Raw genomic sequence first — 15,396 nt, forward strand, 5'->3', positions numbered from 1 at the left:
CGAAGCGCGGTTACTTGCGCTTGTTGATCTCCTCGGTCAGCTGCGGGGCGACCGTGTGCAGGTCACCCACGACACCGAAGTCCGCGAGCTCGAAGATCGGCGCCTCGGGGTCCTTGTTGACCGCGACGATGTTCTTCGAGGTCTGCATACCCGCCCGGTGCTGGATCGCGCCGGAGATGCCCAGGGCGACGTACAGGTTCGGGCTGACCGTCTTACCGGTCTGGCCGACCTGGAACTGGTTCGGGTACCAGCCGGAGTCGACGACGGCGCGCGAGGCACCGACGGCGGCACCGAGGGAGTCGGCCAGGTTCTCGACGACGCTGAAGTCGTCCGAACCCACACCGCGACCACCGGAGACCACGATGGCGGCCTCGGTGAGCTCGGGGCGCGCGCCCTTCTCCTGGACGACGCGCTCGACGACCTTGGCGGTCTTGGCGGCGTCGGAGATCTCGACCGCCACGGCCTCCTCGGCGGCGGCGCCGGCGGCGGCCTCCGGCACGACGGAGTTCGGGCGGACCGCGACGACCGGGACACCGGTGGTGACGCGGGCGTGCGTGACGGTGGCGCCACCGAAGACGCTGTGCTCGGTGACGACCTCGGCGTTGACGTCGACGACGTCGGTGAGCACACCCGAGCCCAGCTTCACGGCGGTGCGACCGGCGATCTCCTTGTTCTCGGCGGTGGCCGAGACGAGGATGGCGGCGGCGCCCTTCTCCTGCGCGAGCTTGGCGAGCAGCTCGGCCCTGGGCGCGACGACGTAGTCGTTCACCTCGGCCGGAGCCACGTAGACCTTCTCGGCGCCGAACTCGGCCAGCGCGGCCCGGCCCGACTCCACACCGTCTCCGACCCACACCGCGGCGGGCTCACCGATGCGGCGCGCAGCGGTCAGCAGCTCGGTGGTGACCTTCTTGACCTGTCCGTCGACGTGGTCGACGAGGACGAGGACCTCAGCCATAATCCTTGAACCTTCCTGAGTCTCTCGCCTGACCTACACGAACTTCTTCTCGGCGAGGAAGTCGGCGGCCTTGGTACCGCCGTCGCCCTCGTCCTTGACGATCGTGCCCGCGGCGCGCGGCGGCGCGGCGGCGAAGTCGACGGTCTCGGTGGTGGCGTTGGCCAGACCGACCTTGCCGGTGTCGATGCCCGCGTCGGCCGCGGACTTCTTGTCGACCGGCTTCTTCTTCGCCTGCATGATCAGCTTGAAGGACGGGTAGCGGGGCTCGTTGATCTTCTCCACGACGGAGACGACCGCCGGGAGCTGAGCCTCGACGACGTCGTAGCCGTAGTCGGTCTGACGCTGGATCTTGATGGCGCCGCCGTCGACGTCGACCTTGCCCGCCAGCGTGAGCTGGGGCAGGCCGAGGTACTCGGCGAGCGCGGCACCGATGACACCGGTGCGGGCGTCGGTGGACTCCGAGCCGAGGACGACGAGGTCGAACTCAAGGGTGCCCAGGGCCTGCGCGAGCGCGTAGGCGGTCTGGATCGCGTCGGAGCCGTGCAGCGCCTCGTCGTTGACGAAGACGGCCTTGTCGGCGCCCATGGACAGGGCCTTGCGGATCGAGTCCGTGGCCTGGTCCGGGCCCATCGTCAGGATGGTGACCTCGCCACCGTGCTTCTCCTTGAGGAGGAGCGCCTCTTCGATGGCGTACTCGTCGAGCTCGTTGATGACGCCGTCGGACGCTGCGCGGTCCAGCGTCTTGTCATCGGCGTTGAGCTTCCGTTCGGTCGCCGTGTCCGGGACCTGCTTGACCAAAACGACAATATTCATGGCCGGTGGCCGACCTCCCTGCACTCCCATATCCGCCGTCAGGCGGGTGGACGCTGGCGCGCCCCGATACTGCCAACAATGCCGAATGCCGTTCGGTCATCCGACGGCGGGTCCGGTGTACACGTCTACATCCGACCCGCCCGTGTGCTCATAGCAGAGATGTTACTCGCTAGTAGCTTGAAGGCCAACCCGCGCCCCCACGTTCGACTTAGGAAACCCTAACCAGAACCCGGACGACAACCGTCGCCGGGCCCCCACCGGACGGCGGTCACCAGTGCCGACCCCGGCGAAGCGCGGAACCCCCACACCCACCTTAGTGACCGGTTCCACGCCGTTGGCGGGCACACCGCCGCCGAACGACGGACGCTCCCCCTCCCGGCGGGGAGAAGGAGCGTCCTCGGTCTGTTCCTCGTCTAGCTGAACCAGTCGGAGGGGCCGGTGAGCGGCCCCGTGGTCCAGATCGGCGCCGAGGACAGCCCGATGGAGAGGATGAACATGGTCACGAGCACGATGGCCACCACCACGCCCACGTAGACGTACAGGTTGCCGAACCGGGCCCGCTCCACCAGCCAGACCGCCTGGTGACGAGCCTCACGCCCGCTGGGCATGATGTAGCTCAGCAGGATCATGATGAAGACCGCGAAGGCACCCGTGTAGTTGGCGCCCTCCCCCGGCACGTCCATGATCCTCGCGTAGACCATCCCGACGAGGATGCCGCCCAACAGGTAGATCAGGCCGAACCCGACCGTGCGCAACGCCATGCGTCCGAACGCCCACGGGAAGCTGAGCGCCACCACCATGCCGTCGGAGTTGCGCGGCCCGCGCGTCTGGAGGCGCCGCGCGTGCTCGGACTTGACCACGTCCAGCGCGCCCAGGCCCGCGATGACCACGATGCCCAGGATGATGCCGATCCACGGGAACCACAGGGCCACACCGGCCAGCGCCACCATGATCGGGATGAGCACCAGCGGGTGCATCCGCCAGTACTCGTCGTAGTACTCGTCGTCCTCGTCGTACTCGTCGCCCTGGCCGTCGCCCCGGAAGTAGTCCCCGACCCGGTCGCCGCGACCGCGCCGGAAGCGCCCGAGCAGGCCGCCGCGCTCCTGGAACTCCTCCTCGTCGAACTCCTGCGTGCTGTTGGCCCGGCCCTGCTGGCCGACCGGCGTCAGGATGTCCTGGAAGGCGTTCGGGTCCAGCGGGGAGTTGAAGAACTGGGTCTGCGGGGCCCCGTCCGACTCGGCCCGTTGGGGGGAGGCCTCCGCCTGGCCCATCATCATGGTCCCGGCGGGGTCGTCCCTGCGCGCCAGCTCGCCCGGCTCGAAGCGCTGGGTGCCGTGCACGTCGTCCTGGCGGCCCAGTTCCCCCGGCTCGAAGCGCTGGGTGCCCTGCATGTCGTTCCGGCCGGGCCGGATGCGCTCCGTCCCCTGCGGGTCGTGGAGGTCGTCGGAGGACCCCGGGGTGATCCGCTCGGTGCCGGGCAGGTGGGACGACAGGTCGTCGGTGGCCTCGTCCGGCTCCCCCCAGCCCGTCGCGGCGGCGCGCCCGCCGCTGAGGTCGTCCGTGGCCTCCGCGTCCGTGCCCCAGCCGGTGGACCGGGCTCCGTTGAGGTCGTTGGTGGCCTCGTCGTCGGTGTTCCAGCCCGAACCCGTGGCGGGCCGACCGCCGCCGAGGTCGTCCGTGGCGTCGTCGTCGGCGGTCCAACCGCCGGAGCGCGCGTGACTGGTCTGCGGTGCCGAGGGGCTCGCCCACGCGCTGGCCGTGTTGGTCGGGTTGCCGCCGCTGGTGTGCGCGGGGCCCCAGCCGTCGGTGGCCCGGCCCGCGAGGTACCCGGCGGCACCGCCGAGCGCCGCGCCAGCCGCACCGGCCGCCGCCGCTCCGCCGATCCCCGTGCCTCCGTGGCCGCCCGAGGCGGCCGGGTTCTGGGTGGGAGCGGGGGCGTGCACGGTGTGGCCGCCGGTCTGCCCGGCCGACGGCATGCCGCCGGTCGGCTCGGTCCAGGGCAGGTCGAGGTTGAGGCGCCCGGTCTCGGCCACCAGTTCGGCGGCGGTGGGACGGGCCGACATGTCGCGGGAGACCGCGCGGTTGACGAGCGGGCGCAGCGCCTCGTGCATCCCGTCCATGTCGATCTCACCGTTGAGGATGCGGAAGAAGATGACCTCGAACGAACCGGCGCCGTAGGGCGGGCGTCCGGTCGAGGCGAAGGCGACGGTGCCGCCCCAGGCGTGCACGTCGGTGGCGGGGCCCAGGTCCGTGCCCTCGATGACCTCCGGGGACAGGTAGCTGGGCGTGCCGACGAACGTGCCGGTCTGGGTCAGCTTGGCGCCGTCCACGGCGTGCGCGATGCCGAAGTCGATGACGATCGGCTCACCGTTGGAGATGATCACGTTGCCGGGCTTGAGGTCGCGGTGGATCACGTCCACCGCGTGGATGTCCTTGATCGCCCGGGCCATGCCGGTGACGAAGCGGGTCAGAGCGCGGCCGCGCAGGGGGCCGTGGTCGGTGACGGTGGCGTCCAGGGTGGGCCCGGGGATGTACTCGGTGACCACCCAGGGCAGCTCGGCCTGGGTGTCCGCGTCGATGACCTCGGCCACGTTGGGGCTCTGCACACGGCGCATCGTCTCGACCTCGCGGGCGAGCCGGGCGCGTGCGATGTGGTCACCGGCGACCTCGGGCTTGAGGACCTTCACCGCGACGAACTGGTCGGTCCGGGGATCCTCGGCCTGGTACACCACACCCATGCCGCCGGCGCCGATGCGGCGGCGGATGACGTAGTGGCCGATGCGCTCCGGCAGTTCTTCACCCGTGGGGAAACCTGCCGACATTGCCATCGAGAACTCATCCCCTCAAAAGACCACATACCACCACGTCCAGCTTATCGGCCGGGGGGATGGGTCAACATTGGCTTGTGTGGCCCCTCCGAGGGGCCTGCGGTCTGTTCGGTCCCGCCGGAGGGGTGTGGGCGCCACACGCGCCACCGGGGACTCCGGGCGAACCGTCCGTCCTCGGACGACCATTGACGAGTATGACGGAAAAACCACGCGGGCGGTTCCCCGTCCCCCGTCCCGGTTGGCCGGTTCCGGACGTCTTCCCAGGGTCCCGCGCCGCCGGTCGACGCGACGAGGAGTCGAAGTGGCGACGAGGTGATGCGAGCCGGGGCAGGTGCCCGAGGCGGGACGCCGGGATGGACGCACTGACACTACCCGCCCCGAACTGCGCGGACACCCCCCAGGCGCCGAGGCGGACTGGGGGGGCCGGTCACAGCCGGGCTCAGCGTCCGACGAAGGTGGCCTTGCCGGGCCCCTGCTCGACGAAGCTCTTCATCCCGGCCTTCTGGTCCTCGGTGGAGAACAGGCCGGAGAAGTGCAGGCGCTCGATCTCCAGGCCGGTGTCCAGGTCGGTCTCCAGCCCCCGGTCGATCGCCTCCTTCGCGGCGGCCAGCGCCACGGCGGGACCGTCCACGTACTTCGCGACCAGGGCGACGGCGGCCGAGTAGACCTCCTCGTCGGGCACGACCTCGTCCACGAGGCCGATCTCCCGGGCCTCGTCGGACCGCACGTGGCGTCCGCTGAACACCAGGTCCTTCGCGCGGGCGGGACCGATCAGGCGCGGGAGCCGCTGGGTGCCGCCCGCGCCCGGGATGACGCCCAGCTGGATCTCGGGCTGGCCGAGCCGGGCCTTGGTGCCCGCCACCCGGAAGTCGGCGCACAGAGCCAACTCGCAGCCGCCGCCCAGCGCGTAGCCGCTGATCGCCGCGACCACGGGCTTGGGGATGCGGGCCACCGCCGTGAGGGCGTTCTGGAGCGCCCGCGAGTACTCCAGCATGCCGGCGTGGGTGAGGTCGGCCATCTCCTTGATGTCGGCCCCGGCCACGAACGCCCGCTCACCGCCGTAGAGCACCACCGCGCGCACGGAGGGGTCCGCGGACACGGCGGCGGCCGCCTCCGCGATCTCCCGGGTGACCGTGCCGTTCAGCGCGTTCAGCGCCTTGGGCCGGTCGATCCGGATGACGGCCACACCGGGGTTCTCCGGGTCGGCCTCGACGCGCACGAACTCGCTCACGTTCTCCACCTTCTTCGCTTCGACGTCAGTGTCCGCTGCTTACCTAACCACCCGCGTCAGCGGAAGAGCAGCACCAGGGTCCCCAGGCGGGCCGACAGGGCGTAGGCGGCCACCAACAGCAGGACGGTGCCCGCCAGCAGGAGGGTGTCGGCCGCCCGCCAGCGGCTGTACCGCGCGTGGGTGCGGGGTCCGGTGCCGAAGGCCCGCGCGTCCATCGCGGTGGCCAGCAGGGTCCCGGTCCGGATGGACCGCACCAGCAGCGCGAACAGCCGCCCGAAGAACAGCGAGACGATCCGCAGGGGGTTGCGTCCGGCTTCCAGGCCCCGCGCCCGACGGGCCAGGGTGATGGTCCGCCACTGGTCGGCGAGCAGCGGGATGAGCCGCAGCGCGGCGAGCACGCCCATGGCGGGGCGTTCGGGCACCCGGAGCCGCTGCACGAGGCCGTCGGACATCTCCGTGGGGTCGCTGCTGATCGCCGCGAGCAGTCCGGGCAGGGCGATGGCCAGCAGGCGCACCGCCGCGCCCACGGCGCCCTCCAGCCCCTGCTCGCCGTACAGGTAGTTGACCGCGCCGCTGCTGAGCCCCATGAGCAGGAAGGGCCCGCCCAGGACCAGCAGGGTGCGCCGGTCCACTCCGCTGAACGGCACGGTGACCAGCACCGCGAGCAGCACGACGCCGCCGGTGACGGCGTCGACCGCCGGGATCAGTCCGATACCGATCATCAGCGCGGCCAGCAGCTTGGCGGCCGGGTTCAGGCCGGTCAGCCAGTAGCGGGCACCGCCGCCCTCGGGCACGTCCAGGGTGAGGGTGTCCCCGCCCAGGGCGCGGGGCGGCACCGCGCGGTCCGTGTTCCGGGAACTCACGCGTCCCCCTCTCGGGCCGTCGCGGACCGGGCCGCCTCGACGGGCACCGCGCGCCCCTCGGCCACCCGCACCTCCACGTCCGTCAGACGGCGCAGGAGGAGTTCGTCATGGGTGGCCATGACCACGGCCCGCCCCTCGGCACGCAGGGCGCCGAGCAGCTCCACCAGTTCCGTCCAGGTTCGGGTGTCCTGGCCGAAGGTGGGTTCGTCCAGCACCAGCAGGTCCGGGGCGTGCGAGGGACCGGAGCTGAGCGCGGTCGCCACCGACAGGCGCCGTTTCTCCCCGCCGGAGAGCGTGTACGGGTGCACCTCGGCCAGCCGGGTCAGCCGCAGCCGCTCCATCAGCTCGCCCACCCAGGAGTCGGTCTCGGCCTCTCCCATCCCCGCGCGCAGCGGCGCGAAGCGGAGTTCGTCGCGGACCGTGGCGGTGACGAACTGGTCCTCCGCGTGTTGGAAGACCGTTCCCACGTGCCGGGCCAGACGGCGGGCGGGCCAACGCACGAGCGGGCGCCGGTCGGCCTCGGCCAGGGGACCGCGCGGCAGGACCTGGCCCCGGTGCGGGCGCGAGAGCCCGGCCAGCATGGTCAGGAGTGTGGACTTGCCCGCGCCGTTGGGTCCGGTCAGGGCGGTGGCGGTCCCGGCGGACAGGGTGACGTCTACGTCGTCGAGCACCGTCCTCCGAGGTGCGGCGCGCACACCCACCTGGAAGGGGGTGCGGGCGGTGACGCCGGCGGTCTCCACCAGCGGTGCGCCGCCGGGCCCGGGTGTGAGCTCGGGGGCGGGTTCGTTCCCGGGGATCCACACGCCCTGGTCGGCCAGCGAACGGCCGTGTTCCGCGAACACCCGCTCCGGGGTGCCGTCCGCGATCACTCCCCCGCCGGGTTCGACCACGACGACCCGGTCCACCAGGTCCACGACGTCGGCCACCCGGTGTTCGACCAGTACGAGGGTGGCCTCGGTCTCGTGGAGCAGGCGGGAGAGCAGGTCGCGGACGAGCACCGCCCCGGCGGGGTCGAGGTTGGCGGTGGGTTCGTCCAGGAGCAGCAGGCGCGGCCGCATGGCCAGCGCGCCGGCGATGACCAGGCGCTGTTTCTCCCCGCCGGAGAGGGCGCCCGTGGAGTGCCGGAGGCCGTAGGGGAAGCCGACCTCCGTCAGGGAGCGCTCGACCCGGGGCCAGATGTGCTCGGGGTCCACCCCCAGGTTCTCCAGTCCGAAGGCGACGTCGTCCCCGGCCCGGGCCATCACGAGCTGGGTCTCGGGGTCCTGGCTGACCAGCCCGACGCCGCCCCGGCCGCGGTCGGCGGGTGCTCCGTCCACCAGCAGCGAGCCCTCGTGCTCCCCGCTGATCGCGCCGTCCTCACCGGTGAGCCCGGCCAGGGAGTGCAGCAGGGTGGACTTGCCCGCGCCCGAGGCTCCGAGCAGCAGGACCCGCTCCCCCGGTTCGACGGTGAGGTCCACCCCGCGCAGGGCGTACGTGTCACGGCCGGAGTGCTTCCATCCCCAGCCGGAGAGTTCGACGCGCGCCCCTCGTGCGTTGGGTCGTGTCACGGTCAGCCCCTGGCCGAGGGGAAGGGGGCCAGCGCGCCGGACCTGGCCAGCGCGGTGGTGAGCAGGCGCGCGCCGACGCCCGCGATGACGGCCGCGCTGAGCACCACGATCACGCCGTAGGTGAGCTGGTACTCGATCGGCCAGGTGACGTTGTAGGCGATGTTGTCGCGGATGGCCGGGGAGAGCCCGGCGACGGCGGCGGCGAGCACGGCCACGCCCATGTTCCAGCGCCGGTAGGCGAAGGCGAGGAACACCAGTTCGGGCAGCAGCCCCTGGAGGGTGCCGTCGACGACGACCATGACCCCCCACTGGGTGCCCAGCACGGCCGAGACCGAGGCGGCGGCGATCGAGGTGAGCAGGGCCGCGCCGGGCTTGCGGATGATGAGGCCGCCGAGCACGCCGGAGATCAGCCACATGCCGTAGACGACGGCCTGCCCTGGCGGGAACGCGACGAACAGCGGTGTGGTGACCGACCAGACGATGTTCCACAGCCAGAAGACGACGCCGACCGCGACGCCGATGACGGCGGCGACGACGATGTCGACGGTGCGCCAGCTCCGGGCCTTCGCGAGGACCTCCCGGACGGGGCCCCCGGGTTCGGCGGTGGCTCCGGTGCCGGTCCCGCGGTTTTCGGTACTCATGATGGTTGGTGTCCCTTCGTCGGGGTGACGAGGGCCCATGTGGCCAAGAGCGCCGGTCGGGCGCGCGCTGACGCACGCACGACGGCGGTTTCCTACGACTTCCTTCGCTGGCATGACCCAGATCAGGTGTGTAAGGGTCTGCGGCCGGGTGCCGCACTCTCAGCGCTCACGCGCTCCCCTGTCGGATTGGCTCCATTATGGGGCAAACAGGACGCGCGGTGAAGACCTTCCCTCCTCCGGGACACGAAGAAGCGGGGGCGCGCCCGGCGGTGGTCGCCGGTCGCACCCCCGCTCGGGTGCCGTCAGGGGTGCCTCACGGCACCCGGGGTTCAGCAGCTCAGGTTCGACCCCGTGGTGGTGCCGAGGATCTGGGTGAACTGGGTGAACGTGTTGATGCGGCTCTGCACCTGTCCGGGGTTGCCGCCGTTGCACTCGATCGAGCCGTTGATGGAGCGGATCGACTCGCCGAAGCCGTGACCGTCGACGATGGCGGTGTGCCCCGACATCGTCCCGGCACCGGACTGGGTGTTCCAGAACCAGAGTCCGGTCCGCCAGGCGATCGAGGCGTCCTGCTCGACCAGGTAGGGGTTGTTCAGCAGGTCGATGCCGAGGGCGTCACCGGCGGCCTTGTAGTTGTAGTTCCAGCTCAGCTGGATCGGGCCCTTGCCGTAGTAGGCGGACTGGCCGGCCGGACAGCCGAAGGGCTGGCTCAGGTCGCAGTAGTGCGGGTAGTTGTCCTCGTTGATCTCCTTGATGTACACCAGCCCGCCGGTCTCGTGGCTGACGTTGGCCAGGAAGGCCGCGGCCTCGCGTCGCTGCACCTCGACGCTGCCGGTGTTGGTGAAGCCCGGGTAGGAGCTCAGGGCGGTGGTGAGGCCCGAGTAGGTGTAGAAGGGGTTCCGGTTCGGGAACATCTGGTTGAACTGGGCCTCGCTGACGACGAAGTCGTTCGGGCCCGGCTGCTCACCGCCTCCGCCGTCGCCGCAGGGGCCCTGGTCGGCCCAGACGTCCGAGGTTCCGGGACGCTCGTTCTGCGTCCACCACTTGGCGGTGTAGTTGCGGCCTTCGAAGGAGACCTGGCCGCCGCCGGTGTAGACGGAGGAGGAGCTCCAGGCGGTGGCGCAGGCGGTGGCCGCCTGCGCGGCGGCCACCGGGAGGGTAACGAGCACAGCCGCGATCGCGCCGAGCGCGGCGAGCTGACTCAGGAGACGTCGGATCACGTGATCACACTCCTAGGGTGCGGCGCTGCGTCCGACCGCGCGCCGCGGGGGGTGACGTCACCTAAGCAAGAGTGGTCTAGACCTGTCAAGGTCCAGACCACGGATCGTGAGAACCGGATGACGGTACGGATCGGGACGGCGGCCCGCGACCCGGCCCGGCGGTCACCGGTATCCCGTGGCCACCGGGCCGAGGCGCCGCCCAGGGACGCGTCCGGGGGCGCGTCCAGGGCGTGTTGTTCGGATGCCTCGCCGCCGGCGGCGGCGCCGGGGAACGATCCCCGGGACACGCCCCTAGGTTCCCTCGTCGTCGCCCGTACCGTCCGCGAGGTCCTCCGCGTCCTCGGAGCCCCCGCCGCCCTCCTCGTCCTCGTCGTCGCCGTCGCCGCCCCGCTGCTCGGGCGGCTCGGTCTTCGGGTCACCGAAGGCGCCCGGCGACCCCGCGAAGGTGTCCGACGGCAGGTGCTTGGTGGCGCCGCGCATGCTCTCCTGCCAGATCGGGCCCGGGAGGGTCCCGCCGTAGACGATCTCGAAGTGCTGCCCGCCGATCGTCACGCCCTGGAGCGGGTTCTCCTCACCGCCGCGCACGTCGCCCACGACCACCGCCGAGGCGAGGTTCGGCGTGTACCCGGCGAACCAGGCGTAGGCGGCCCCGTCCGTGGTCCCGGTCTTGCCCGCGGCCGGACGCCCCAGGTCCAGACCCTTGGCGGTGCCCCCGTCGAAGGTCTGCTGGAGCAGGTGGTTGACCCCGTCGGCGGCGTTCTGCTGGACCGTGCGCTCACACTCCGAGGTGGTCTTGAACTCCGTGCCGGTGCCCTCCTCGGTCACCATGCGCACCGGGCGCGGCTCGCAGTACTCGCCCCTCGCGGCGAAGGTCGCGTAGGAGGCGGCCACGGTCAGCGGGGACACCTCCTGGTCCCCGAGGGTGAAGGAGCTCCAGACCCCGAGATCGCCGCCGTCAGCGCGGTGCACCCCGGCCTTCTCCGCCATCTCCGAGGTCTCGCACAGGCCCACACGCTTCTGGAGCTGCGCGAAGTAGGTGTTCACCGACCCCTTGGTCGCGCTGATCATGTTGTGGCTGCCGTCGTCGCTCTCCCCCGCGTTGCGGACGCTCCACGAGGACATCCTCGTGCCCTCGCAGTCGGCCATGCCGCTGACGGACAGGTTCTTGGGCGAGGCGAAGCTGGTCCCGTACCCCAGGCCCTTCTCCAGCGCCGCCGCCAGCGTGTACGTCTTGAAGGTGGATCCGGCCTGGTACCCCAGGGACCCGCCGTCCTCCTGGTCCACGGCGAGGTTGAGGGAGGTCGTCCCGACCCGTTCGTCGTCGAACCCGTACCGCAGGTTCTGCACGAGCGCGCGCACGCGCCCGGAACCGGGCTCGACCATGGCCTGGGCGGCGAACTTCGTGGAGTCCTCGTGCGGGACCCGCTTGTCGACGGCGTCCTGGGCCGCGTCCTGCGCGGCGGTGTCGAGCGTGGTCCGCACGATCAGCCCGCCCTGGGCGATGCGCTGCTCGCGCTTCTCGACGGTGTCCCCGATCAGGTCCGAACTCCGCAGCCAGCGCATCGTGTAGTCGCAGAAGAACGGGTAGTCGCTCTCCGCGCAGCTGCCGCCGCGCGGGCTGGAGTCGATCCCCAGGCCCTTCTCCTTGTGTGCCTCGGCCTCGTCGGCACTGAGGGCGTCGGTGGCCACCATGCGGTCCAACACGAGGTTGCGGCGTTCGAGCGCCTCGTCGGGGTTGTTGAGCGGGTCGTAGAAGGAGGGGGCGCGCACCAGACCGGCCAGCATGGCGGCCTGCCCGGCGTCGAGGTCGGCGGCGGGGACGGAGAAGTACCGCTGCGCGGCGACCTCCACGCCGTGCGCCCCCGCGCCGAAGTAGGACAGGTTCAGGTACCCCTCCAGGATCTCGTCCTTGGTGAGGCGCTCCTCGACGTCGATGGCGTAGCGCAGTTCGGTCAGCTTGCGGCCCAGGTTCTGCGCGCTGGCGCCCTCGACCTCCTCCTCCGTCTCGGCGGTCTCGATGAGGAGGTTCTTCACGTACTGCTGGGTGATGGTGGAGCCGCCCTGTGTGTCGCCCTGGGCGGTGCGGGCGGCGGCGCGGATCACACCGCGCAGGTCCAGGCCCTTGTGCTCGTAGAAACGGTCGTCCTCGATCGCCATGAGGGCCGTGCCCACCCACGGGCTGATCTCGTCGAGGCCCACCACGCGGCGTTCGCGTTCGGCGACCTCCGCGAAGGGGGTGCCGTCGTCGGCGGTGAGCAGGACCCGGGAGGACAGGCTGGGCACGTCCAGGTCGCCGGGCAGGGACATGAACCCCGCAGCCGCGTCCCGCGCGACCAGTCCGACACCGCCCACCCAGGGCATGACCAGGGCCGCTGACAGGAGCCCGGCGACGGCCCCGAGCCCGGAGAGTCTGAGCAGGGCCTCTCGCCGGTCCTGCGGCTGGTCGTGCTTCAGGAACCCCCGGATCGCCTCCAGGAACGGACCTCCCTGGTTCGACTCCGTCACGTCGCCCCCCTACGGCCGTGTGCTGTCCGCTCGCCGCGCGACACGAACACTGCGACGCCCAGACTCGCAGCCGCTACGCAAAGGGAAGTCCGTCAAATCAGGCGTGTTAGCGAAAACCTTCCTCAATCCACGGCAAAGCTGGCAGATCGTGCATGGCACGCATGCCCGGATGGATCATCCGAAACCAACCATCCCTTTACTCGACGTCAAGATGATTCGACGCAGGAGGCCGGAGAGACAGGAGGCGGGCGGTCCGGATATGGGACGAATGATTCCCAGGGGACCCGTCGGACACACGTGAATGTCCGGAATGCAGCCCGGCTGCCCTTCCTCACATTTGAACAGCCCTACCCAACACCGCCCCTCCGCCAACATGTGACCTGAATTTTCGGAATTTTCATGACGGGGAATACGAAAACAACCACAGAGGCGCCTGAATCGCTTGATGTCGTATGCCCGCAATGCGAGGTTCACCGAGGTGAATCGCGGCAAATACCAGGTCTTTGCGCCCTCGCCTAGAGTGGCGAGGATCACATTAATTCTGCGGCCTCGACACTCTGCCAAACCCCACTAGAGGGCCGACGATAGACAGCGGAGGGCACCGAAGCCGCAATCCGGACAGATTCCGAACCGAGCCTTCGTTAACTCCGTCTTTCCTTTGATTAACTCCCGGTTATTTATGCGCGGATCCTTGTGCGCGCCATCCCATAACGCCCGAACCACGACAATGACGGTGTAGCCAGTGATCGGACGACTGCCCATCCTCGACATCTCTCCAGACAACGGCCTGGGGCCCGTGAAAGCCGTTCCCGGCGAGCGCTTCACCGTGTCCGCCACCGTCATCCGCGAGGGCCACGACTCCCTCGCCGCGGGCGTCGTCGTCCACTCCCCCCGGGGCCGCCGCGAGGCGCTGGTCCCCATGCGTGAGCGGGCCCCCGGCACCGACCGGTACGAGGCCGAGATCAGCCTTCCCGGTGAGGGGAACTGGTCCTTCTCGGTCGAGTCGTGGAGCGACCCCTTCGCCACCTGGCTCCACGTCGCACGCGTGAAGCTCCCCCTGGACACCGACACCGCGCTGGTCCTGGAGGAGGGCGCCCGCCTCCTCGCCCGGGCCGGTCGGCGCACCCCCCGCACCCCCGCCCTGAACAACGCCGCCAGGACGCTGCGCGACACCTCCCGTGCCCCTCTGGAGCGTTTCGGGGCCGCCGTCACCGACGAGGTCCTCGCGGAGATGGAGCGCAACCCCCTGCGCGAACTCGTCACCCGCTCCAAGCGCACCAAGGTCGTCGTCCACCGCGAACGCGCCCTCTTCGGTTCCTGGTACGAGTTCTTCCCCCGCTCGGAGGGGGCGCAGGTCGACACCGCCCCCGGCCAGGAGGTCTCCGGCACCTTCGCCACCGCCGCCAAGCGCCTGCCCGCCATCGCGGACATGGGCTTCGACGTCGTCTACCTGCCGCCGATCCACCCCGTCGGGGACTCCCACCGCAAGGGCCGCAACAACACGCTCCAGCCCGGACCGGGCGACCCCGGCTCGGTGTGGGCGATCGGCTCATCCGACGGCGGCCACGACGCCGTCCACCCGGGCCTGGGCACCCTGGCCGACTTCGACGCCTTCGTGGCCGAGGCCCGTGACCACGGTCTGGAGATCGCCCTCGACCTGGCCCTCCAGTGCTCCCCCGACCACCCCTGGGTGGCCGAGCACCCGGAGTGGTTCAGCAGGCGGGCGGACGGGTCCATCGCCTACGCCGAGAACCCGCCGAAGAAGTACCAGGACATCTACCCGCTCTGCTTCGACCACGACTTCGAGGGCCTCTACAGGGAGTGCCTGCGGGTGGTCCGGCACTGGATCGACCACGGTGTGCGGATCTTCCGCGTCGACAACCCGCACACCAAGCCGGTCGCCTTCTGGGAGCGGCTGCTGGCCGACGTGGCCAGGCACGACCCGGACGTGCTCTTCCTCGCGGAGGCCTTCACCCGCCCCGCGATGATGCGCACCCTGGCCAAGGTCGGCTTCCACCAGTCATACACCTACTTCACCTGGCGCAACGGCAAGGACGAGCTCACCGACTACCTCACCGAGCTCAGTCAGGAGACCGCGCACTACCTGCGCCCCAACCTCTTCACCAACACCCCGGACATCCTCAACGCGTACCTCCAGGAGGGCGGCCGCCCCGCCTTCGAGGCGCGCGCGGTGCTCGCGGCGCTGCTCTCGCCCACCTGGGGGATCTACTCGGGCTTCGAACTGTGCGAGAACACCCCCGCCGCGCCCGGCAGCGAGGAGTACCTGGACTCGGAGAAGTTCCAGTACCGGCCGCGCGACTGGGCCGCCGCCGACGCCTCCGGGGACACCATCGCCCCGCTGGTCACCCGGCTGAACGCGCTGCGCCGGGCCCACCCCGCCCTGCGCGAGCTCCGCAACCTGCGCTTCCACCAGGTGGACCGGCCCGAACTCGTGTGTTTCTCCAAGCACCGGACCGGCGCCCCCGGTGAGCCCGACGACGTCGTGATCGCCGTCGTCAACCTCGACCCGCACCACGCCCGCGAGGCCACGGTGCACCTGGACCTGCCGTCGATCGGCCGCACGTGGGAGGAGGACCTCAGGGTGACCGACGAACTGACCGGCCGAACGTACACCTGGCGAGCGGACAACTACGTCCGGCTCGACCCGGCGACCGGACCGGCGCACGTGTTCACCGTCCACGGCAGATGACGGGCCCTGGCGAGGCGGGCGGACACCCGGACCGGGTGCCGTCCCCTCCATCGTGCGAAAAGCCTGTTGATCCGACGTCGAAC

General features: G+C 70.8%; 10 protein-coding genes and 1 riboswitch. Of the genes, 1 reads left to right on the top strand and 9 read right to left on the bottom strand.

From position 1 onward, the window contains the following. Positions 1 to 10: 10 nt before the first annotated feature. From AC0VYL_RS22545 to AC0VYL_RS22585, 9 genes are all read right to left on the bottom strand, one after another. Positions 11 to 955: an electron transfer flavoprotein subunit alpha/FixB family protein gene (locus AC0VYL_RS22545; protein ID WP_475455728.1), complete on the bottom strand. Its 945-nt coding sequence runs from the start codon at positions 953 to 955 to the stop codon at positions 11 to 13. Between the two features lie 33 nt (positions 956 to 988). Continuing rightward, positions 989 to 1,768 (bottom strand): electron transfer flavoprotein subunit beta/FixA family protein, encoded by a 780-nt coding sequence (locus tag AC0VYL_RS22550; RefSeq protein WP_475455730.1) that lies wholly within the window; start codon positions 1,766 to 1,768, stop codon positions 989 to 991. Positions 1,769 to 2,181: 413 nt separating this feature from the next. Continuing rightward, positions 2,182 to 4,596 carry a serine/threonine-protein kinase gene (locus AC0VYL_RS22555; protein WP_475481426.1) on the bottom strand — a complete coding sequence of 805 codons (2,415 nt, stop codon included), beginning with the start codon at positions 4,594 to 4,596 and terminating at the stop codon, positions 2,182 to 2,184. 439 nt (positions 4,597 to 5,035) lie between these two features. Continuing rightward, positions 5,036 to 5,836 (bottom strand): enoyl-CoA hydratase/isomerase family protein, encoded by an 801-nt coding sequence (locus AC0VYL_RS22560; protein WP_475455734.1) that lies wholly within the window; start codon positions 5,834 to 5,836, stop codon positions 5,036 to 5,038. A 47-nt stretch (positions 5,837 to 5,883) separates the two neighbouring features. Further along, positions 5,884 to 6,690, bottom strand: coding sequence for an energy-coupling factor transporter transmembrane component T family protein (locus AC0VYL_RS22565; RefSeq protein ID WP_475481427.1), 807 nt, complete (start codon positions 6,688 to 6,690; stop codon positions 5,884 to 5,886). Beyond that, positions 6,687 to 8,237 (bottom strand): ABC transporter ATP-binding protein, encoded by a 1,551-nt coding sequence (locus AC0VYL_RS22570; RefSeq protein ID WP_475481428.1) that lies wholly within the window; start codon positions 8,235 to 8,237, stop codon positions 6,687 to 6,689. Before AC0VYL_RS22570 ends, AC0VYL_RS22565 begins: the two co-directional genes overlap by 4 nt. A gap of 2 nt (positions 8,238 to 8,239) precedes the next feature. After that, on the bottom strand, positions 8,240 to 8,878 hold the full coding sequence (locus AC0VYL_RS22575) for an ECF transporter S component (RefSeq protein WP_475455740.1): 639 nt from the start codon (positions 8,876 to 8,878) through the stop codon (positions 8,240 to 8,242). A gap of 82 nt (positions 8,879 to 8,960) precedes the next feature. Beyond that, positions 8,961 to 9,068, bottom strand: a riboswitch (TPP riboswitch). A gap of 139 nt (positions 9,069 to 9,207) precedes the next feature. Then, the gene (locus AC0VYL_RS22580; RefSeq protein WP_475455742.1) at positions 9,208 to 10,098 is read right to left on the bottom strand and encodes a glycoside hydrolase family 19 protein; all 891 of its coding nucleotides are present in this window, start codon (positions 10,096 to 10,098) and stop codon (positions 9,208 to 9,210) included. A 291-nt stretch (positions 10,099 to 10,389) separates the two neighbouring features. Then, the gene (locus AC0VYL_RS22585; RefSeq protein WP_475481429.1) at positions 10,390 to 12,603 is read right to left on the bottom strand and encodes a transglycosylase domain-containing protein; all 2,214 of its coding nucleotides are present in this window, start codon (positions 12,601 to 12,603) and stop codon (positions 10,390 to 10,392) included. 742 nt (positions 12,604 to 13,345) lie between these two features. Here AC0VYL_RS22585 and AC0VYL_RS22590 point away from each other — a divergent pair. Next, on the top strand, positions 13,346 to 15,313 hold the full coding sequence (locus AC0VYL_RS22590; protein ID WP_475481430.1) for an alpha-1,4-glucan--maltose-1-phosphate maltosyltransferase: 1,968 nt from the start codon (positions 13,346 to 13,348) through the stop codon (positions 15,311 to 15,313). Positions 15,314 to 15,396 lie beyond the last annotated feature (83 nt).

It is taken from the genome of Nocardiopsis sp. iso_238, from assembly GCF_056173325.1.

Coding starts and splice junctions, on each gene's coding strand:
- AC0VYL_RS22555 (WP_475481426.1), bottom strand. CDS start 4,596: ATGGCAATGTCGGCAGGTTTCCCCACGGGTGAAGAACTGCCGGAGCGC.
- AC0VYL_RS22575 (WP_475455740.1), bottom strand. CDS start 8,878: ATGAGTACCGAAAACCGCGGGACCGGCACCGGAGCCACCGCCGAACCC.
- AC0VYL_RS22550 (WP_475455730.1), bottom strand. CDS start 1,768: ATGAATATTGTCGTTTTGGTCAAGCAGGTCCCGGACACGGCGACCGAA.
- AC0VYL_RS22545 (WP_475455728.1), bottom strand. CDS start 955: ATGGCTGAGGTCCTCGTCCTCGTCGACCACGTCGACGGACAGGTCAAG.